Origin of the sequence: Streptomyces sp. GESEQ-35, assembly GCF_017948485.1 — a bacterium.
GTDB lineage: Bacteria > Actinomycetota > Actinomycetes > Streptomycetales > Streptomycetaceae > Streptomyces.
Map to the genome: position 1 here is coordinate 1 of NZ_JAFFSX010000005.1, position 19,089 is coordinate 19,089.

A 19,089-nucleotide genomic window follows, 5' to 3' on the forward strand; every position below is an offset into this window, starting at 1 on the left:
TCGAACCCGGAAGCTAAGCCTTACAGCGCCGATGGTACTGCAGGGGGGACCCTGTGGGAGAGTAGGACACCGCCGAACTCCTTTTATAGCTCTGGCTCTTGGGCATCATGCCCAAGAGCCAGAGCTTTTTTGCGTTGAGGTAAGGTCAGGGAGCATCGTTGGCTCGTTTCCCACAGGAGGCTCCCGGGTGGAGGTCCAGGAGACCCGCGTCCAGACAGACCGGGTCCTCACCATCCCCAACATCCTGAGCATGGCTCGCCTTGTCGGCGTGCCTGTGTTCCTGTGGCTGATCCTCAGGCCCGAGTTCGGAGGGCCCAAGAGCGATGGCTGGGCGCTCCTCGTGCTGATGCTCAGCGGGGTGAGCGACTACCTGGACGGCAAGCTGGCACGGCGCTGGAACCAGATCAGCAGCCTCGGCCGGCTTCTCGATCCCGCTGCTGACCGGCTGTACATTCTCTCGACCCTGGTCGGTCTCACGTGGCGGGAGATTCTGCCCATCTGGTTGACCGCTGCACTTCTGGCGAGAGAGCTGGTTCTGCTGGTGATGGTGGGCATCCTCAGGCGCCATGGCTATCCGCCCCCGCAGGTGAACTTCCTGGGCAAGGCAGCCACGTTCAACCTGATGTATGCCTTCCCTCTGCTGTTGCTCAGTGACGGAAGTGGATGGCTCTCGTCACTTGGTGCTATTTTCGGCTGGGCGTTCGCCGGATGGGGTACAACGCTGTACTGGTGGGCAGGAGTCCTCTACGTGGTACAAGTCCGCCGTCTGGTTCGTGCGGACGCAGCCATGGCCGATTGAACTCGCGGATTGAGGCGGACGTAGTGCCGCGATGGCCCGCGACGGAAAAGTGCGGGACAATCTGGACGGGTGAAGTCGGCTAGACCGTCGTCTCTTCGAGGAGGACGCTTCCGACATGAAGGCCGTCGTGATGGCCGGAGGTGAAGGCACCCGCCTTCGCCCCATGACCTCAAGCATGCCCAAGCCGCTCCTACCTGTGGCCAACCGCCCGATCATGGAGCATGTTCTGCGGCTGCTCAAAAGGCATGGGCTCAACGAGACCGTCGTCACCGTCCAGTTCCTGGCCTCACTGGTCAAGAACTACTTCGGTGACGGTGAGGAGCTCGGAATGGAGCTCACCTATGCCAATGAGGAGAAGCCACTCGGTACTGCCGGAAGCGTCAAGAACGCCGAAGAGGCGTTGAAGGACGATGCTTTCCTCGTCATCTCCGGCGATGCGCTGACCGACTTCGACCTCACCGAACTGATCCGTTTCCACAAGGAGAAGGGTGCGCTGGTGACTGTCTGTCTGACGCGCGTGCCTAATCCGCTGGAATTCGGCATCACCATCGTCGATGAACAGGGTCGGGTGGAGCGTTTTCTCGAGAAGCCGACCTGGGGGCAGGTCTTCTCGGACACCGTGAACACGGGTATCTACGTCATGGAGCCCGAGGTTTTCGACTATGTCGAGCCTGACGTGCCCGTCGACTGGTCCGGCGATGTCTTCCCCCAGTTGATGAAGGAAGGCAAGCCGGTCTATGGCTATATCGCCGAGGGCTACTGGGAGGACGTCGGCACCCATGAGAGCTATGTGAAGGCGCAGGCCGACGTCCTGGAGGGCAAGGTCGACGTCGAGCTCGACGGCTTCGAGATCTCCCCGGGTGTGTGGGTGGCGGAGGGCGCCGAGGTGCATCCCGATGCCGTGCTGCGCGGCCCTCTGTATATCGGCGACTACGCCAAGGTCGAGGCCGGCGCGGAAATTCGCGAGCACACGGTCGTGGGCTCGAACGTGGTCGTCAAGACCGGGGCGTTTCTGCACAAGGCCGTTGTGCACGACAACGTGTACGTAGGGCAGCACAGCAATCTGCGTGGCTGTGTCGTCGGAAAGAACACCGACATCATGCGCGCGGCCCGGATCGAGGACGGCGCCGTGATCGGCGACGAGTGCCTGATCGGTGAAGAATCGATCGTTCAGGGCAACGTTCGGGTCTACCCTTTCAAGACCATCGAGGCAGGCGCTTTCGTCAACACCTCGGTGATCTGGGAGTCGAGGGGCCAGGCGCATCTCTTTGGAGCTCGCGGGGTCTCCGGAATCCTGAACGTGGAGATCACACCCGAACTCGCGGTGCGTCTTGCCGGCGCCTATGCGACGACCCTCAAGAAGGGGTCCACGGTCACTACGGCTCGTGACCACTCGCGTGGTGCCCGTGCGCTGAAGCGGGCGGTCATCTCGGCGCTACAGGCCAGCGCCATCGACGTACGAGATCTGGAGAACGTACCGCTGCCCGTGGCCCGGCAGCAGACCGCGCGGGGCAGTGCCGGCGGAATCATGATCCGGACCACTCCCGGGGTTCCGGACTCCGTGGACATCATGTTCTTCGACGGGCAGGGTGCGGACCTTTCGCAGGGCAGTCAGCGGAAGTTGGACCGGGTGTTCGCGCGGCAGGAGTACCGGCGTGCGTTCCCGGGCGAGATCGGTGATCTGCACTTCCCGGCCAGCGTCTTCGACTCGTACACCGGGTCGCTGTTGCGGAATGTCGACACGACCGGGATCACCGAGTCCGGGCTCAGGGTTGTCGTGGACGCCTCGAACGGCAGTGCCGGGCTCGTCCTGCCGAGTCTGCTCGGCAAGTTGGGTGTGGACTCGCTGACCATCAATCCCGGTCTGGACGAGTCCCGGCCCACCGAGACGGCCGATGCTCGGCGGTCGGGGCTGGTGCGGCTGGGAGAGATCGTGGCGTCGGCTCGGGCCGCGTTCGGGGTGCGGTTCGATCCTGTCGGCGAGCGGCTGTCACTGGTCGATGAGAAGGGGCGGATCGTCGAGGACGACCGGGCCTTGCTCGTCATGCTCGACCTGGTGGCCGCGGAACGGCGCAGTGGCCGCGTGGCGCTGCCGGTGACGACGACGAGGATCGCCGAGCAGGTGGCGGCGTATCACGGGACTCAGGTCGAGTGGACGACCACCTCGCCCGACGATCTGACCCGGGTCGGACGCGACGATTCGACGATCTTCGGCGGGGACGGCAGGGGCGGGTTCATCGTCCCGGAGTTCAGTGGTGTCTTCGACGGTGCGGCGGCCTTTGTACGGCTGATCGGGCTGGTCGCGCGGACGCAGCTCACGCTCAGCCAGATCGACGCGCGGATTCCGCGGGCTCACGTCATCAAGCGGGATCTGGCGACTCCCTGGGCCGTCAAGGGACTTGTGATGCGGCGGGTCGTCGAGGAGGCAGGTGACCGTTTCGTGGACACCACGGACGGTGTGCGGGTGGTGGAGACCGACGGGCGCTGGGTGATGGTGTTGCCCGACCCGGCCGAGGCGGTCACGCACCTGTGGGCGGAGGGCCCCGACGACGCCTCCGCGCAGGCCCTGCTCGACGAGTGGTCGGCGGTCGTGGACAGCGCCGGTCGCTGAAAGACGCAGCACGCGCGCGTGCCGGACAGGTGGCCTCAAGGGGGCCTGTCCGGCACGCCGGTGGGGCCATTCGGAGGTAGCGGTCGCGACGTGCGACGATGTGCGGCATGCCGCAGCAGCCCCCCGTTCGGAGCACACCTACGCGCCCGTCGCGTCCGGATGCTTCCATGTCGCTGCTCACCAATGTCATGGACCACAGCCTTGACGACGGGTACGCCGAAGCGGCAGCCCGGAAAGAGGCCGCGGGCGGTATGCCCAAGACCCTCAGGGCGAAGCTGGGGCTCGCCGTCGGTCTGGTGCTGGCTGCTCTGGTAGTGACCGTCGGAGCGGCACAGGCGCGTATCGCCGCTCCTGTCGTGGCGAAGGAGCGCGAGGAACTGATCGACCGTATCGACCGCGAGACCGCGACCGCGGACAAGCTCGAAGACACCGTCGACCAATTGCGCGCCGAGGTGAGTGCGCGGCAGCGCGAGGCGCTCAAGCAGAGCGGCGGCAGTGATCAGGTGGAGCTGATGAGCCTTCTGTCGGGCGCTACGGATGTGCGCGGGCCAGGGGTGAAGCTGGTCGTGGACGACGCCGAGGAAGCGTCTACCGGCGGAGACGGCGACGCGCGTGAGACCTCCGGTTTCTCCGACACCGGACGGGTACGCGACCGCGACATGCAGCGCGTGGTGAACGGGCTGTGGGAGTCGGGGGCCGAGGCCGTCTCCATCAACGGTCAGCGGCTGACGGCGCTGTCGGCGATCAGGGCCGCGGGGGACGCGATACTGGTCGACAACAAGCCGCTGGTGCCGCCGTACACGGTGCTCGCGGTGGGGGACGGGAAGCGGCTGAGCACCAGGTTCCAGAACAGTGCCGACGGACTGTATCTGCATGCCCTGAAGGAGAACTACGGCATCCGGACCTCGATCTCCGTGGAGGAGGACCTCCGGTTGCCTGCCGCACCGAGTGTGACCGTACGAACAGCACAGCCGAAAACCGAGAAGGGCACATCGTGATCGCCGTACTGGGCCTCGTCGTGGGAGTCGTGGCCGGCCTGTTGGTCCGGCCGGAGGTTCCGGCGGTCGTCGAGCCTTATCTGCCGATCGCCGTCGTGGCGGCGCTCGACGCCGTCTTCGGAGGTCTGCGGGCCATGCTCGACGGCATCTTCGACGACAAGGTCTTCGTCGTGTCGTTCCTGTCCAACGTTGTCGTGGCTGCGTTGATCGTGTTCCTGGGTGACAAGTTGGGCGTCGGAGCCCAGCTGTCCACCGGTGTCGTCGTGGTCCTCGGTATCCGCATCTTCTCCAACGCCGCCGCGATCCGCCGGCACGTGTTCAGGGCGTGAGGACGATGAGCAACGAGGACGAGACGGCGAAGAACAGGCTGCGCAAGGAACTCCCCGAGGAGTTGCCCGCGACGGCTCCGCAGGCCGAGGAGACGCCCGCCGAGGCAGGGCCCGCCGAGGAAAGCCCCGTCGCGGCCGCACCCGAGCTGACCGGCAGGCAGCGGCTGGTGCAGGGGATCTGGCCACTGCGCGTCACCCGGGCCCAACTGATCGTCGCCCTGCTGCTGTTCGGGCTCGGTTTCGGCCTGGCCGTCCAGGTGGCCTCCAACAGCGACAGCGACAGTGCCCTGCGCGGCGCGCGTCAGGAAGACCTCGTCCGCATCCTCGATGAACTGGACGACCGCACACAGCGTCTTGAGGACGAGAAGCAGGGACTCGAGAAGCAGCGCGACGAGCTGGAGAACAGCTCGGACCAGGCCGAGGAGGCCCGAAAGCAGACGCTTGAGAAGGAGAGGCAACTCGGCATTCTGGCGGGCACGGTGGCCGCGCAGGGGCCCGGTATCACGATCACCATCGACGACACGAAGGGGACGGTCGAGGCGGACATGCTGCTCGACGCGATCCAGGAGCTGCGGGCGGCGGGGGCGGAGGCGATCCAGGTGAACGGCGTGCGGGTCGTCGCCGGCACCTATCTGACGGACTCCGGCAACAGCGTCAGCGTCGACGGGAACAAGATCAACGCCCCCTATCGTTTCAAGGTCATCGGCAAGCCGCAGGACCTCGAGCCGGCGCTCAACATCCCAGGAGGCGTGGTGCAGACTCTGGAGAAGGAGCAGGCCACCGTGACCGTCGAGCGGTCGACCAAGATCGTCGTGGACGCCTTGCGGGCGGCGAAGCGGCCTGACTACGCTCGGTCGTCCTCGTAGTGAACCGGGGGTGCATGGGGGACGTCCGGCGAGGGCAAGAGGTTGCGGGGGGTCGGCGCACCGAATGGGTGGTGCGTGGTGGAAACTGTCTGGTGGATACGGACGTTGTGAGGATGTCCGGGTCGACCGGTGAGTGCAGTCAGGGTTCGTCCTGCCCCACGGGCGGGTCTGTTTCGGTCAAGGGGAATCGCCCGTGAAGTTGTTTGCGAAGTTGTTCGGCAAGAGCGCGCGAGAGGGCAGTGAAAACGCCACTGCTCGTCATCGCGCACAGCCCGATGCGGAGGGCCAGCGCCCGCTGTTCCGGGACCAGGTCGCTGGTCCGGGAGGTGACATTTCGGGAGGTCAGGGCGCGCCGTCTGTTGACCCTGCGCAGTCCGGCGGCATAGGTTTCGGGCAACCGTCAACCTCGGGTGCGGGTGGAGGATATTCCGCCGACCCGTACGCGTCCAACGCCCCGGCGGGGCAGCCGCGGCAGGAGGATCCGTCCATGTCGGCCCTGGTTTGTACGAGGTGCGGTAACCGCAACGCGGAGAACAGCCGCTTCTGCTCCAACTGCGGCGCCCCCCTGCGAGCCGGGGCGGGGCCGGAGCGCCCGTCCGAGACGACCTCCACGATCTCCATCTCCGGCATCGAGGCCTACGACGCCGAGGTCACCGGCCAGACGCAGATGCCGATGCTGTCCCCGGAGGCGCAGGCGGCCGTCGACGCGCTGCCGCTGGGCTCGGCGCTCCTGGTGGTGCGCCGCGGGCCGAACTCCGGCAGCCGCTTCCTCCTGGACGGCGACCTGACCACCGCCGGGCGGCACCCGCAGAGCGACATCTTCCTGGACGACGTGACGGTCTCCCGGCGGCACGTGGAGTTTCGCCGGGGCCCGGACGGCTCGTTCACGGTGGCCGACGTGGGCAGTCTGAACGGTACGTATGTCAACCGCGAGCGCATCGACCAGGTCGCGGTGTCGAACGGTGACGAGGTGCAGATCGGCAAGTACCGGCTGGTCTTCTACGCGAGCCAGCGGGGCTACTGACTCTCTCCCGGCTCTGTCCGGGGGGACCCCAGGGAAGGTCCATGCTTCAAACACCGAGCGGCGGTGCCGGGCACGGCACCGCCGCCACGGACAGTGGGCTGATGAGCATCGGCACGGTGCTGAACGTGCTGCGCGACGAGTTCCCTGAAGTGACCATCTCCAAGATCCGTTTCCTGGAGTCGGAGGGGCTGATCGAGCCGCAGCGGACCCCCTCGGGGTATCGGCAGTTCAGCGCGGACGATGTCGAGCGGCTCGGGCACGTACTGAGGATGCAGCGGGACCACTATCTGCCGCTCAAGGTGATCCGTGAGCACCTGGACGCGATAGAGCGCGGGGAGGCCGTACAGCTGCCTGTGGTGGGTCGTCAGCGTGACGGTGAAGCCGTGGTGGAGGTCTCCGAGGCACCCACCGCGGCCCGGATCGGCCGGGCCGAGCTGCTCGAGGCTGCGGAGATCTGCGAGCGGGAACTCGAGGAGTGGGAGGCGTACGGCCTCATCGCTCCGCTGCCGGACGGGGCGTACGACGCTGAGGCGGTCACTGTCGCGTCCCTCGTCTCCGAGCTGGGGCGGTTCGGGATCGAGCCGCGCCATCTGCGCGTCATGAAGGCCGCCGCGGACCGCGAGGCGGGGCTCGTGGACCAGGTCGTGGCCCCACTGAAGCGGCACCGCAATCCGCAGACCAGGGCACATGCCGAGGCGCGTACGAAGGAACTGGCGGTGCTCACGGTGAAGCTGCACGCCGCGCTGGTGAAGACCGCGCTGGGAGTGCGGCTGCCCTGAGGCGGGCGAGCCACGGGAGTCCCGATACCCCACCCGTTTTCGGCCCGACTACCCAAACGTCCCGGGCACGGCCTAGGGTTGCTGTGTGAACGAGCTCGATGTCGTAGGTGTCCGGGTCGAAATGCCCTCCAACCAACCGATCGTGCTCCTGCGCGAAGTGGGAGGCGACCGTTACCTCCCCATCTGGATCGGGCCTGGGGAAGCGACGGCCATTGCCTTCGCCCAGCAGGGCATGGCCCCCGCACGACCGCTGACCCACGACCTGTTCAAGGACGTGCTGGAGGCCGTCGGCCAGGAGCTCACCGAAGTGCGCATCACGGATCTGCGTGAGGGTGTCTTCTACGCCGAGTTGGTCTTCGCCAGCGGCGTCGAGGTGAGCGCTCGCCCGTCCGACGCCATAGCGCTGGCCCTGCGCACCGGAACGCCGATCTACGGCAGCGACGGCGTGCTCGACGACGCGGGCATCGCGATCCCGGACGAGCAGGAGGACGAGGTGGAGAAGTTCCGCGAGTTCCTCGACCAGATCTCGCCCGAGGACTTCGGCACCAGCAGCCAGTGAAGCGCGGGCGGCCCTGCTGACTCCGTACGGTCGGGTCGGCCGATGCCCGACGGCGGCAAAATGCTGGCATGTGCCATGGGCGAGTGAGAGCGTCCTGCGCCCCCTCTGAGCGCATTCGGCTAGCCTTTCCCCGCGGTGGGGTTCGGGAAACCACTCCTAGGGTGATTATCACTCGGCGTGCCGAGTGTGGCGATCGTTGACGCACCCCTGGTGACTGCCTACCGTCGAGAAGGCAGGTCAAGGACGGAGGTCGGCGTGAGAAGCAGCGGCGACGGTACGGCGGGGGGTGCTCCCGGACGAGGTCCGGGAGCGGGCGGTCCGTACCCGCTTCATGGCAGCGCGGCCGATCACGCTCCGCAGCGACCGGCGGCCGTGCCGAGCAGCGGAGGGGCGACGTCCATGGCGTCCGAGCAGATCGGCTATCGCGGTCCCACGGCCTGCGCGGCCGCGGGCATCACCTATCGGCAACTCGACTACTGGGCGCGCACCGGGCTCGTCGAGCCGAGCGTGCGGCCTGCTCTCGGGTCGGGGACGCAGCGTCTCTACAGCTTCCGGGACGTCGTCGTCCTGAAGATCGTCAAGCGGTTCCTCGACACCGGGGTGTCGCTGCAGAACATCCGCAGCGCCGTCCAGCACCTCAGGGAACGCGGTTTCTGCGACCTGGAGCGCATGACGCTGATGAGCGATGGCGCCACGGTCTACGAGTGCACCTCGCCCGACGAGGTGCACGCGCTCCTCCAGGGTGGCCAGGGCATCTTCGGGATCGCCGTGGGCGTTGTGTGGCGGGACGTCGAGAGCGCGCTCTCGCAACTGCACGGGGAGCGGATCGACACCGGTGAGACGCTCGTCGGGCACAATCCGGCCGACGAGCTGGCGAGACGGCGGAACCGGGCGGTCTGAGCCCCGTTCGCCGGCGGTTCAGGGGCATTGTCAGTGGCGTAGGGCAGCATCGGACATGTGAGAAGTGCGCCCACGATCCTGCATCTCGACATGGATGCCTTCTTCGCCTCGGCGGAGCAGGCGTCCAAGCCGAGCCTGCGCGGGAAAGCGGTCATCGTGGGCGGGCTCGGGCCTCGTGGCGTGGTGGCGACGTGTTCGTACGAGGCGCGGATCTTCGGGGTCCATTCGGCGATGCCCATGGCGCAGGCCCGCCGCCTCGCACCGAACGCCGCGTATCTCGTGCCGCGCTTCGGTTTCTACCGGTCGATCAGCGAGCAGGTGATGGGGCTGCTGGGGGCCCTGTCGCCGCTGGTGGAGCCGCTGAGCCTGGACGAGGCGTTCGTCGATCTGGAGGCCGGCGGGGCGGCCTGGGACGAGGCGTCGGCGCGGCTGGCCGGAGTGCAGCTGCGGGCCGACATACGGGCCGGGACCGGGCTCACCGGGTCGGTCGGCCTCGCCGCCTCCAAGATGCTCGCGAAGATCGCCTCGGAGCAGGCCAAGCCCGACGGTCTGGTGCTGATCGAGCCGGGCACCGAGCGGGCGCTGCTCGGGCCCATGTCGGTGCGGACGCTGCCGGGGGTCGGTCCGGCGACGGGCGACCATCTGCGGCGGGCCGGGATCACCACGGTCGACGAGATCGCCGAGGCGGGCGAGGACGAGCTCGTACGGCTGCTGGGCAAGGCCCACGGACATGCGTTGTACGCCATGGCGCTGGCGCGCGACGACCGGCCCGTGGTGGCCGAGCGGGAGACCAAGTCGGTGTCGGTCGAGGACACGTACGACGTGGACATCCACGACCGGGTCCGGGTGGGCCTCGAGGTGCAGCGGCTCGCCGACCGGTGTGTGCGGCGGCTGCGCGGGGCCGGGCTGTCCGGGCGGACCATCGTGCTCAAGGTGCGGCGGTACGACTTCTCCACGCTGACGCGGTCGGAGACGCTGCGCGGGCCCACGGACGACCCCGGGGTGGTGCGGGAGGCGGCGGCCCGGCTGCTGGAGTCCGTGGACACCACGGGCGGCGTGCGGCTGCTGGGCGTGGGCGTCAGCGGGCTCGCCGACTACACGCAGGAGGACCTGTTCGCGCAGGCGGCGGGAGAGCAGGCGGAGAGCGAGGTGGAGGAGCCTTCGCCCGGGGAGGCGGCCGAGGTGCCGTCGGCGCCCGTGGAGCGGCGGTGGCCCGCGGGGCATGACGTTCGGCATGCCGAATACGGGCACGGATGGGCGCAGGGCAGTGGCCTCGGGCGGGTCACCGTGCGGTTTGAGACGCCCGACTCCGAGCCCGGGAGGGTGCGGACCTTCCGGGTCGATGATCCCGATCTGGAGCCGGCGGAGCCGCTGCCGCTCGTGCCGCGAAGACCCGGCGAGCCGGATGAGCCCGAGGTGGCGTCGGTTCAGGCGTCGTCCGTGCCGGCCAGCTTGCCGAAATCGCGGTCCGGGAGTGAGGGAGGTGGGGCGATGTCGAGACCGTAGTGGTGGTAGAGCTGGAGTTCCTGCTCCGGCGAGAGGTGGCGGCCCACGCCGAAGTCGGGCGCGTCCTTGATCAGAGCGCGTTCGAAGGGGATGTGCAGGGTCCCCTCTATCAGCTCGCTGGGCTCGAGTGGGACGAAGGCATCCCTGCTGAACAGGCCGGTGCGTATGGCCGCCCACTCCGGTACTCCGGTGGCGTCGTCGAGGTAGACCTCGTCGATGGTGCCGATCTTGGTGCCGTTGCGGTCGAACGCCTTGCGGCCGATCAGGTTGCGCGGATCGATGTCGGTCTGCACGGTCCCTCCAATTGGTCGCAACTCATCCGTAAGCACTACAAAAGAGCACATTCAGCCAGGTGGCCACTCGAAGGTTCCGGCGTTGCCCTCGCTGGTACTCTGACAGCGGCTGCTGACCCCGTGCGGGAGAGTCCTCCGGACACCATCGGAGGCGCCGAAGGAGCAAATCCTCCCCGGAATCTCTCAGGCTCACGTACCGCACGGACGAGGTCACTCTGGAAAGCAGGGCGGGTGTCAACGGCTTCCGCTCTCACCGACGGTGAAAGCCGGCAGCCCTCGGGCGGCCGGTGAAGCTCTCAGGTTGAGATGACAGAGGGGGAGGCCGTCCGGGCACCCGCGCCGTGGTGCCCTCGAAGGTCGTGTCAGACCAGGAGGCCTCCGCAATGACCGCCCATCGCATTCCGCTCTCCGAGCTCGAACAGGGAATCCCCTTCGAGCAGCGCCACATCGGGCCCGACCAGGAGGCACGGGCCAAGATGCTCGCGCAGGTCGGCTACGGCTCCCTCGACGAGCTGACCGCCGCCGCGGTGCCGGATGTGATCAAGAACACCGACGACCTGGAGCTGCCGGGCGCACGCACCGAGGCCGAGGTGCTGGCCGAGCTGCGCACGCTGGCCGACCGCAACCAGGTGCTCGGCTCCATGATCGGGCTCGGGTACTACGGGACGTTCACGCCGCCCGTCATCCTGCGGAACGTCATGGAGAACCCGGCCTGGTACACGGCCTACACGCCGTACCAGCCGGAGATCTCGCAGGGGCGGCTCGAGGCGTTGCTGAACTTCCAGACCATGGTCGCGGAGCTGACCGGGCTGCCGACCTCCGGTGCTTCGCTGCTCGACGAGGGGACGGCCGCCGCCGAGGCGATGGCTCTGTCCCGGCGAATGGGCAAGAACAAGAAGGGCCTGTTCCTGGTCGACGCGGACGCGCTGCCGCAGACCGTCGCCGTGATCGAGACGCGGGCCGAGCCGACCGGCGTCGAGGTCGTCGTCGCCGATCTCAGCGAGGGCATCCCGGCCGAGCTCGCCGAGCGTGAGATCAACGGCGTGCTCATCCAGTACCCGGGCGCCTCCGGTGCCGTACGCGACATCAAGCCGGTCATCGACCGTGCGCACGAGCTCGGCGCGCTCGTCACCGTCGCCGCCGATCTGCTCGCGCTGACGCTGCTGAAGTCGCCGGGTGAGCTGGGCGCCGACATCGCGGTCGGTACGACGCAGCGGTTCGGGGTGCCGATGGGCTTCGGCGGGCCGCACGCCGGATACATGGCGGTGCACGAGAAGTTCGCGCGCAGCCTGCCCGGACGGCTCGTGGGCGTCTCCGTCGACGCCGACGGGCACAAGGCCTACCGGCTCGCCCTGCAGACACGCGAGCAGCACATCCGCCGCGAGAAGGCGACCAGTAACATCTGCACCGCCCAGGTGCTCCTCGCCGTGATGGCCGGGATGTACGCCGTCTACCACGGGCCCGAGGGGCTGAAGGCCATCGCCCGCCGGACCCATCGGTATGCGTCGATCCTCGCCGAGGGGCTCAGGAGCGGTGGTGCCGAGGTCGTCCACGGCGCCTATTTCGACACCGTCACCGTGCGGGTTCCGGGGCGGGCCGCCGAGGTCGTCGCCGGTGCCTACGAGCACGGCGTCAATCTGCGGCTCGTCGACACCGACCACGTGTCCATCGCCTGCGACGAGACCACGAACCGGGCCCAACTGGGCGCCGTATGGACCGCATTCGGGGTCGAGGCCGACATCGAGGCGCTGGACTCCGGCACGGAGGATCCGCTGCCGGACGCGCTGCTGCGCACCGACGACTACCTCACCCACCCCGTTTTCCACCAGCACCGCTCCGAGACCGCGATGCTCCGCTACCTGCGCAGGCTCGCCGACCGGGACTACGCGCTCGACCGCGGCATGATCCCGCTGGGCTCCTGCACCATGAAGCTCAACGCGACGACCGAGATGGAGCCGGTCACCTGGCCCGAGTTCGGGCAGCTGCACCCCTTCGCCCCCGCCGAGCAGGCGCAGGGCTACCTGACGCTCATCCGTGAGCTGGAGGAGCGGCTCGCCGAGGTCACCGGGTACGACAAGGTGTCGCTTCAGCCCAACGCCGGTTCGCAGGGCGAGTTCGCCGGGCTGCTCGCCGTACGCGGATATCACCGGGCCAACGGGGACGAGCAGCGGACCGTGTGTCTGATTCCGTCGTCCGCGCACGGGACCAACGCCGCCAGTGCCGTCATGGCCGGGATGAAGGTCGTCGTCGTGAAGACCGCCGAGGACGGCGAGATCGACGTGGCGGACCTGCGGGCGAAGATCGAGCAGTACCGCGACGAGCTGTCGGTGCTGATGATCACGTACCCGTCGACGCATGGCGTCTTCGAGGAGCATGTCGCCGACATCTGCGCGCAGGTGCATGAGGCGGGTGGCCAGGTGTACGTCGATGGTGCCAACCTCAACGCCCTTGTGGGGCTTGCCAAGCCGGGGCACTTCGGCGGGGATGTCTCGCACCTCAACCTGCACAAGACCTTCTGCATCCCGCACGGCGGCGGCGGTCCGGGCGTCGGCCCGGTCGGTGTGCGTGCGCACCTGGCGCCGTATCTGCCGAACCACCCGCTGCAGCCCGCGGCCGGTCCCGAGACCGGTGTCGGACCGATCTCGGCCGCGCCGTGGGGGTCCGCCGGGATCCTGCCGATCTCGTGGGCGTACGTCCGGCTCATGGGCGGGGAGGGGTTGAAGCGGGCCACGCAGGTGGCGGTGCTCAGCGCCAACTACATCGCCAAGCGGCTCGAGCCGCACTACCCGGTGCTCTACACCGGGCCGGGCGGGCTGGTCGCGCACGAGTGCATCATCGATCTGCGGCCGCTGACCAAGGCGACCGGGGTGAGTGTCGACGATGTCGCCAAGCGGCTGATCGACTACGGGTTCCACGCGCCGACGATGTCGTTCCCGGTGGCCGGGACGCTGATGATCGAGCCGACCGAGTCCGAGGATCTGACCGAACTCGACCGGTTCTGCGAGGCGATGATCGCCATTCGTGCGGAGATCGAGAGGGTCGGCTCCGGTGAGTGGCCCGCGGACGACAATCCGCTGCGGAACGCGCCGCACACCGCGGCGGCGCTCGGCGGGAAGTGGGAGCACGCGTACACGCGCGAGGACGCCGTGTTCCCGGAGGGGGTCTCGGTGGCCGACAAGTACTGGCCGCCGGTGCGTCGGATCGACCAGGCCTTCGGTGACCGGAACCTGGTGTGCTCGTGCCCGCCGCTGGACGCGTACGAGGACTGAGTCACACATGACCGGGGGCTCCGCCGTGAAGGCGGAGCCCCCGCTGCGTCATGCGGTCGCCAGCGAGACCTCGGTCGACTTGATCAGCGCGACCACGGGAGTCCCTGGCGACAGGGCCAGGTCCGTGACGGCGTCCTTGGTGATCGCGGCGGTCAGCTCGCCGCCCTCGACGCCGATCTTGACGGAGGCCATGGCGTTGCCGGTGGCGACGTCGGTGACCATGCCGGGGAGCTGGTTGCGGATGGACAGGCCCTCGACCGGGGCGGTGGCCAGGGACACCTCCGTCGACTTCACGAGGGCGCGTACGGAGGAACCCGACGCGAGACCGAGCTCCTCAGCTGCTTCCAGGGTGATCGCCGCGGTGAAGTCCTGACCGCCGGTCAAGTGGATCTTCACCGTTGCCATGACCTCGCCGGGGGTGACGGACGTGACCGTGCCGGGGAGTTGGTTGCGGATGCTCAGGGTCATGGAGAACGCCTCGCAGAACGTGGGGGATTGGTGGGCTTTGCGCCCGCGGGGATCCCCACCGTAGCCGTGGGGGCGGCCCCGGCCGGGTATGTGTGGGTCTGCGTCGCCCTGGCGGAGCGGGCGGTGGTGGACATGGGGTTGGCCGTTGGGTATAACGCGATATAGCGTTAGTGCAGGATCGGTGATCGGGGTGAGGGACATGTCGGCTGAGCTTGCGTCGTCCGGGCTGAGGGCCTCCCACGAGGATCGTGATCGAGTCGTGGAGGTGCTCGCCGTCGCTGCCGGCGACGGTCGGCTGACCGCCGAGGAGCTCGACGAGCGCGTGGGCGTGGCCCTGTCCGCCCGCACGATGGGGGAGTTGGCCGCGCTGACGACCGATCTGCCGGAGGCGGCCGAGGTCGCCGAGGTCAAGGACGTCGTGCGGATCGAGCAGCAGGGCAGTTCGACCCGGCGGGGCGAAGGGTGGGTGGTGCCGCGCCGGATGGAGATCCATTCGGCCTGGGGTGATGTGACGCTCGACTTCAGCCGGGCGGACATCAGGCACGACACCCTGCGCATCGACCTCGATATGCAGGCAGGGGCCCTGCGGCTGGTGACCCGGCCGGGGGTCGTCGTGGACACCGACGGCCTCGTGACCCACTTCGCCGAGATCAAGACGGACTCGCACACCGGGGTGCCGGTCGTCCTGCGCGTGGAGCTGGTGGGGGAGTTGAGCTACGGGCGCGTCGTGGCGCGTGCACCACGCCGCCGGTGGTTCAGGAAATCCCCGAAGCCCTGAGCACGGCCCGCGCGGTCTCGTCGTCGATCCGGTGACGAAGTCTCCGCAGGTCGTCCGGGTCCTGCGGCAGCGTGCCGCGTTCGAGGGAGCGCCGGACGCCTGTGTCGAGTTCGTGCCAGAGCAGTGGGTTGGCGATCAGGACGCGGGGGTCGAGTTCCAGGCGTTGGCCGTGGGCGTCGCGCAGGATGAGGTGCGAGGAGATGTCGCCGTAGTGGCGTACGGCGATCAGGGCGTCCGTATGGACGGTGTGCCTTCCGAACGGGCCGCGGACGGTCAGCCAGCCGGGGCCCGCGGTGACGCGTTGGGGGAGGAGGACCGCGAACGCCGCGGTGGTGAGGGCCAGCCACAACAGGGCGCGGGTCGGGGTGAGGGTGTGCGCGTCCCAGTCGACCAGCAGGGTCATCGTGCCGAAGACCAGAGCGCAGGCCGCCGCGAACCGGACGCTGCCGCGCCAGTGGCGGTCGCCGGCCGGGCTCGGCGGTTCGCTCGGTCGCATGGGGCCGACGGTAAGTCCCCGGTCGTACGGCGGCGGTGCCGTTGACGGGGTCATGGCGCTGTACGGCCGCATTTTGACGCGATCCCAGCGCCCGCAACCTGATACCGGCGCCCGTACTCCGATACCTGCGCCCGCACTCCGATGCCCGCGCCCGTCAAGCGATCCGGGTGTCGGCACTCCGATGCCCGCGCCGTGAGCGATCCGGGTGCCCCGCCCCGATCCGGGCGCTCGCCACACGATCCGGGCGTCCGTACGTCGATCGATCCCGCGTCGGCCCCTCAATCCCGGCGTCCGGCCCCCGATCCCGGCGCCCGCAACGCGATCTCGGCGCCCGCCCTCAGCCGGTGTGGACGCGGGGTCGTCGGGCGCGGTCCGGTTCTGCTTCGCGCAGGACCTCTCGGGTGGTCGGGGCGACCTCGCCCTGGCCGAAGAGGAAGAAGCGCAGGAAGTTGGCGAAGGGGTTGCCCTCGGTCCACTCGAAGTAGATGTGCGGGATGCAGCCGGTGGTGTCGCGGACGTCGAGGAGCAGCGCGGCCAGGGCGTTGGAGACTGAGGAGGACTCCAGGGACAGGACCCGGTAGCGGTTGTGCATGACCTCGCCGCGCACGGTCAGGCCGGACTCGAACTCGGAGGGGTCGGTGACCGTGACCTCGACGAAGACGAAGTCGTCCTGCTCGGAGAGGTCGTTGTCCTGCCGGATCTGCTCGATCTTGTCCCGGTACTCGGCCTTGTCACGCGCGTCGGGTTCGTTGGCGATGAACCGGATCTTGCGGCTGGCGATGTCCCGGACGAATCGTTCCGCCATGTCGTCCATCGTCACGCTGGTCACGCGGAGTTCGAAGGCTCGGGCCAGCCGGGAGGCCAGGGAGAGGATGATGATGCCCGCGATGAAGCAGGCGCCGATCTTCACGCCGTCCGGACGCTCGATGACGTTGACGATCGTCGTGTAGAGGAACACCGCCGAGATCACCGCGAAGGCGATGGTCCAGTTCCGTTGTCCGGCCTTGCGGGCGGCGATCGTCACGGCGATCGCGGCGGAGCTGATCAGCACCAGGACACCGGTGGCGTAGGCGCCGCCCTGCGCGTCCACGTCGGCGTCGAAGATCCAGGTCACCAGGAAGGCGACCAGGGTGAAGACGATGACCATCGGGCGCACGGCACGGGCCCAGTGCGGGGCCATGCCGTAGCGGGGCAGGTAGCGGGGCATCAGGTTGAGCAGGCCGGCCATGGCGGAGGCGCCGGCGAACCACAGGATGGCGATCGTCGAGACGTCGTAGACCGTGCCGAAGGCGCCGCCGAGGTAGTCGTGCGCGAGGTACGCGAGGGCGCGGCCGTTGGCCTGGCCGCCCTCCTCGAACTCCTTCTCGGGGATCAGGAGCGTGGTGATGAAGCTGGTGGTGATCAGGAAACAGCTCATGATCAGGGCGGCCGTGGTGAGCAGCTTCTTGGTGCCCCGGATCCGGCCCTTCGGGTCCTCCTCGGTGTCGCCCGCGTCGCCCGTGACGTGCGGCATGACGGCAACGCCGGTCTCGAAGCCGGAGAGGCCGAGGGCGAGCTTCGGGAAGACGATCAGGGACACGCCGATCATGACGAAGACGTTGCCGTGCTCGGCGGTCAGGGCGCTCGACCAGTCGGTGACGACGTGGCCTTCGGTGACGACGTGCCACAGGCCGACGATCACGACGACGACGTTCAGCGCCAGGTAGAGCCCGACGAGGGCGACGGCGACACCGATCGCCTCCAGGAAGCCCTTGAGGAACACCGCGCCGAGCAGCGCGACGAGCACGAGGGTGATCAGCATCTGCCGGTCGTGCAGGGCACTGTTCAGATGGGGGTTCTCCACCAGGTGGGTGGAGGCGTCCGCGGCCGAGAGCGTGATGGTGATCAGGAAGTCGGTGGCGGCGAAGCCGAGCAGCGTCAGGACGAACAGCTTGCCCTTCCAGAAGGTGAGCAGCCGCTCCAGCATCGCGATCGAGCCCTGTCCGTGCGGGCTCTCCTCGGCCACTCTGCGGTAGACGGGCAGCGCGCCGGCAAGGGTGACGATCACGAGGATGATGGTCGCGATGGGCGACAGCAGGCCGGCCGCGAGGGCCGCGATGCCCGGCTGATAGCCGAGGGTCGAGAAGTAGTCGACGCCGGTCAGGCACATCACGCGGTACCAGTGCTGGCCCTCGTCCGCCTTCGGCTCGGCGCTCGGTGCGTGCTGCGCGCCGGTCTTGCCCATGTCGGACAGGCCCTCCAGCATCCAGGCGCGCAGGCGACTGGCCGGGGGGTGTTCCGTGGTGGCCATCGGCGTGCTCCTGATGTGCGGCTGGGGGTCCCCCCACGCTCTTAAGGCAGTGGGGGAGTGTGGATCCGGCCATCACGCGGACGGCGGCACCAGCGTAAGCGGAGAGTGACGCCCGGGCCCACGGATGAGGGGGCCGGAGGCGTCAAGCTTGCGTTAAGAGTGGCCGTGTCGCCGTGGGTTGCCCATCAAGAAGTGAACTCCAGGAACCCATTCGCTGCCACTGCGCTGTATGGGGGAGGTTCGGTCCGGGTGATCAGTGGCGGACACCCAGCGTCATGTCGTGCGGCGCGAAGGAGTCGTCCGCCTGTGGCTCATGCGCCTCATGCGCCTCGTGCGCTGAGCCGGTCGTGGGAGATAGGGCTGCCGACCGCGTAGTGCACATACTCGCGGACCAGTCGGCAGCCGGCGGTCCAGGCGAGCAGGGGGCCGGCGCGGTTGAGGACGGCGTAGTTCCAGCCGGGGGTGCGGTTGCGGGCGGCGATGTCCTCGCACAGGGCGTTGACGCAGGCCAGGGCGAGGAGGTAGGTGCAGGCGACGGCAAGGACGCGGCCCTTGCGGCTCAGCGCCGCCCAGCCGTGTCCGGAGGCGGCGAGGCCGAGCGGGCCGCCCCAGCTGGCCGAAAGCCATGAGGCGTCCGGGTCGAGGTCCTCCAGTGCGTCGGTGTCGGCCGGTTCCAGCCGGCGCAGGGTGATCCCGAAGGGGACTGTGGCGGGCTGTGATTCGGTCTGCCGGGGCTGATCTCGATCTGGGGGGGGGTGCCGGGCAGCAACGCCACGGAGAGACCGGCGACCACGAGCAGGGAGGCGGCGGGGATCCGCCATCGGCGCGCGAAGGTCGCCACGACCGTGGCGAGCACCACAAGTGCGAGAACGTACCGACGCTTCGCATGCCGTCCCCCTGGGGCGTTGTTCACGGAGCCACGTTGGCTCCACGCCGACCAGGCTTCCCGGCACACCGCTTTCACTCTGTCGACACGGGCTGTGTCAAGGCAGTGTCAAGGTCCACGTGAGCCGCGCCAAGGATCCGCTAACGGCCGTGCCGACCGCCCCGTAGAGGGGCTTCGGTGAGAGCTGACACCGGTCTCCTCAGAGGAGTTGAGCCAGTGAGCGGAGCGCTACGGCTGC

The 19,089-nt window shown here is 68.5% G+C and carries 17 protein-coding genes, 1 rRNA gene and 1 riboswitch; of the genes, 13 read left to right on the plus strand and 5 right to left on the minus strand.

Annotated elements, in window-relative coordinates; all coding sequences use genetic code 11:
- The 11 genes from rrf to KCH87_RS11565 form a co-directional block, all read left to right on the plus strand.
- Positions 1 to 78: ribosomal RNA gene (gene rrf, locus KCH87_RS11515) — 5S ribosomal RNA — on the plus strand; the annotation flags it as partial.
- 109 nt (positions 79 to 187) lie between these two features.
- Positions 188 to 799 (plus strand): CDP-alcohol phosphatidyltransferase family protein, encoded by a 612-nt coding sequence (locus KCH87_RS11520; protein ID WP_210585907.1) that lies wholly within the window; start codon positions 188 to 190, stop codon positions 797 to 799.
- Positions 800 to 914: 115 nt separating this feature from the next.
- Positions 915 to 3,410 carry a mannose-1-phosphate guanyltransferase gene (locus KCH87_RS11525; protein WP_210585908.1) on the plus strand — a complete coding sequence of 832 codons (2,496 nt, stop codon included), beginning with the start codon at positions 915 to 917 and terminating at the stop codon, positions 3,408 to 3,410.
- Between the two features lie 98 nt (positions 3,411 to 3,508).
- Positions 3,509 to 4,408, plus strand: a complete 900-nt coding sequence (locus KCH87_RS11530) for a DUF881 domain-containing protein (protein ID WP_210585909.1) — start codon at positions 3,509 to 3,511, stop codon at positions 4,406 to 4,408.
- The gene (locus KCH87_RS11535; RefSeq protein ID WP_003988855.1) at positions 4,405 to 4,737 is read left to right on the plus strand and encodes a small basic family protein; all 333 of its coding nucleotides are present in this window, start codon (positions 4,405 to 4,407) and stop codon (positions 4,735 to 4,737) included. Before KCH87_RS11530 ends, KCH87_RS11535 begins: the two co-directional genes overlap by 4 nt.
- 5 nt (positions 4,738 to 4,742) lie before the next feature.
- Entirely contained in the window at positions 4,743 to 5,603 is an 861-nt protein-coding gene (locus KCH87_RS11540; RefSeq protein WP_210585910.1) for a DUF881 domain-containing protein, read from the plus strand.
- Between the two features lie 133 nt (positions 5,604 to 5,736).
- Positions 5,737 to 6,627, plus strand: a complete 891-nt coding sequence (locus KCH87_RS50720; protein WP_374198995.1) for an FHA domain-containing protein — start codon at positions 5,737 to 5,739, stop codon at positions 6,625 to 6,627.
- A 41-nt stretch (positions 6,628 to 6,668) separates the two neighbouring features.
- Entirely contained in the window at positions 6,669 to 7,406 is a 738-nt protein-coding gene (locus tag KCH87_RS11550; protein ID WP_210585912.1) for a MerR family transcriptional regulator, read from the plus strand.
- An 85-nt stretch (positions 7,407 to 7,491) separates the two neighbouring features.
- Positions 7,492 to 7,965, plus strand: a complete 474-nt coding sequence (locus KCH87_RS11555; protein ID WP_004002801.1) for a bifunctional nuclease family protein — start codon at positions 7,492 to 7,494, stop codon at positions 7,963 to 7,965.
- A 255-nt stretch (positions 7,966 to 8,220) separates the two neighbouring features.
- The gene (locus tag KCH87_RS11560) at positions 8,221 to 8,865 is read left to right on the plus strand and encodes a MerR family transcriptional regulator (RefSeq protein WP_210585913.1); all 645 of its coding nucleotides are present in this window, start codon (positions 8,221 to 8,223) and stop codon (positions 8,863 to 8,865) included.
- A 57-nt stretch (positions 8,866 to 8,922) separates the two neighbouring features.
- Positions 8,923 to 10,371 carry a DNA polymerase IV gene (locus KCH87_RS11565; RefSeq protein WP_210585914.1) on the plus strand — a complete coding sequence of 483 codons (1,449 nt, stop codon included), beginning with the start codon at positions 8,923 to 8,925 and terminating at the stop codon, positions 10,369 to 10,371.
- Here KCH87_RS11565 and KCH87_RS11570 read toward each other — a convergent pair.
- Positions 10,293 to 10,664 carry a PRC-barrel domain-containing protein gene (locus KCH87_RS11570; protein WP_210585915.1) on the minus strand — a complete coding sequence of 124 codons (372 nt, stop codon included), beginning with the start codon at positions 10,662 to 10,664 and terminating at the stop codon, positions 10,293 to 10,295. The two genes, KCH87_RS11565 and KCH87_RS11570, sit on opposite strands and share 79 nt — an antisense overlap.
- 113 nt (positions 10,665 to 10,777) lie before the next feature.
- Positions 10,778 to 10,873, plus strand: a riboswitch (glycine riboswitch).
- Positions 10,874 to 11,047: 174 nt separating this feature from the next.
- Here KCH87_RS11570 and gcvP point away from each other — a divergent pair.
- Positions 11,048 to 13,933, plus strand: coding sequence for an aminomethyl-transferring glycine dehydrogenase (gcvP, locus tag KCH87_RS11575; RefSeq protein ID WP_210585916.1), 2,886 nt, complete (start codon positions 11,048 to 11,050; stop codon positions 13,931 to 13,933).
- 48 nt (positions 13,934 to 13,981) lie between these two features.
- On the opposite strand, the gene KCH87_RS11580 is transcribed toward gcvP, so the two are convergent.
- Entirely contained in the window at positions 13,982 to 14,401 is a 420-nt protein-coding gene (locus KCH87_RS11580) for a molybdopterin-binding protein (protein WP_210585917.1), read from the minus strand.
- A 199-nt stretch (positions 14,402 to 14,600) separates the two neighbouring features.
- Here KCH87_RS11580 and KCH87_RS11585 point away from each other — a divergent pair, with 199 nt between their 5' ends.
- Positions 14,601 to 15,179: a DUF1707 domain-containing protein gene (locus KCH87_RS11585; RefSeq protein WP_210585918.1), complete on the plus strand. Its 579-nt coding sequence runs from the start codon at positions 14,601 to 14,603 to the stop codon at positions 15,177 to 15,179.
- Here KCH87_RS11585 and KCH87_RS11590 read toward each other — a convergent pair.
- The 3 genes from KCH87_RS11590 to KCH87_RS11600 form a co-directional block, all read right to left on the minus strand.
- Positions 15,157 to 15,675: a hypothetical protein gene (locus KCH87_RS11590; protein WP_210585919.1), complete on the minus strand. Its 519-nt coding sequence runs from the start codon at positions 15,673 to 15,675 to the stop codon at positions 15,157 to 15,159. The genes KCH87_RS11585 and KCH87_RS11590 overlap by 23 nt on opposite strands.
- Positions 15,676 to 16,012: 337 nt before the next feature.
- A complete protein-coding gene (locus tag KCH87_RS11595) occupies positions 16,013 to 17,965 on the minus strand; it encodes an APC family permease (RefSeq protein ID WP_210585920.1) in 1,953 nt (650 codons plus the stop codon).
- Between the two features lie 320 nt (positions 17,966 to 18,285).
- Entirely contained in the window at positions 18,286 to 18,786 is a 501-nt protein-coding gene (locus tag KCH87_RS11600) for a hypothetical protein (protein WP_210585921.1), read from the minus strand.
- Positions 18,787 to 19,089: the final 303 nt, after the last annotated feature.

What these genes read in the sequence shown, in the direction of transcription:
- KCH87_RS11530 (WP_210585909.1), top strand. Translation starts at nt 3,509, where the DNA reads ATGTGCGGCATGCCGCAGCAGCCCCCCGTTCGGAGCACACCTACGCGC.
- KCH87_RS11585 (WP_210585918.1), top strand. Translation starts at nt 14,601, where the DNA reads ATGTCGGCTGAGCTTGCGTCGTCCGGGCTGAGGGCCTCCCACGAGGAT.
- KCH87_RS11540 (WP_210585910.1), top strand. Translation starts at nt 4,743, where the DNA reads ATGAGCAACGAGGACGAGACGGCGAAGAACAGGCTGCGCAAGGAACTC.
- KCH87_RS11600 (WP_210585921.1), bottom strand. Translation starts at nt 18,786, where the DNA reads ATGGCGGATCCCCGCCGCCTCCCTGCTCGTGGTCGCCGGTCTCTCCGT.
- KCH87_RS11580 (WP_210585917.1), bottom strand. Translation starts at nt 14,401, where the DNA reads ATGACCCTGAGCATCCGCAACCAACTCCCCGGCACGGTCACGTCCGTC.
- gcvP (WP_210585916.1), top strand. Translation starts at nt 11,048, where the DNA reads ATGACCGCCCATCGCATTCCGCTCTCCGAGCTCGAACAGGGAATCCCC.
- KCH87_RS11525 (WP_210585908.1), top strand. Translation starts at nt 915, where the DNA reads ATGAAGGCCGTCGTGATGGCCGGAGGTGAAGGCACCCGCCTTCGCCCC.
- KCH87_RS11595 (WP_210585920.1), bottom strand. Translation starts at nt 17,965, where the DNA reads ATGGCCACCACGGAACACCCCCCGGCCAGTCGCCTGCGCGCCTGGATG.
- KCH87_RS11590 (WP_210585919.1), bottom strand. Translation starts at nt 15,675, where the DNA reads ATGCGACCGAGCGAACCGCCGAGCCCGGCCGGCGACCGCCACTGGCGC.
- KCH87_RS11550 (WP_210585912.1), top strand. Translation starts at nt 6,669, where the DNA reads ATGCTTCAAACACCGAGCGGCGGTGCCGGGCACGGCACCGCCGCCACG.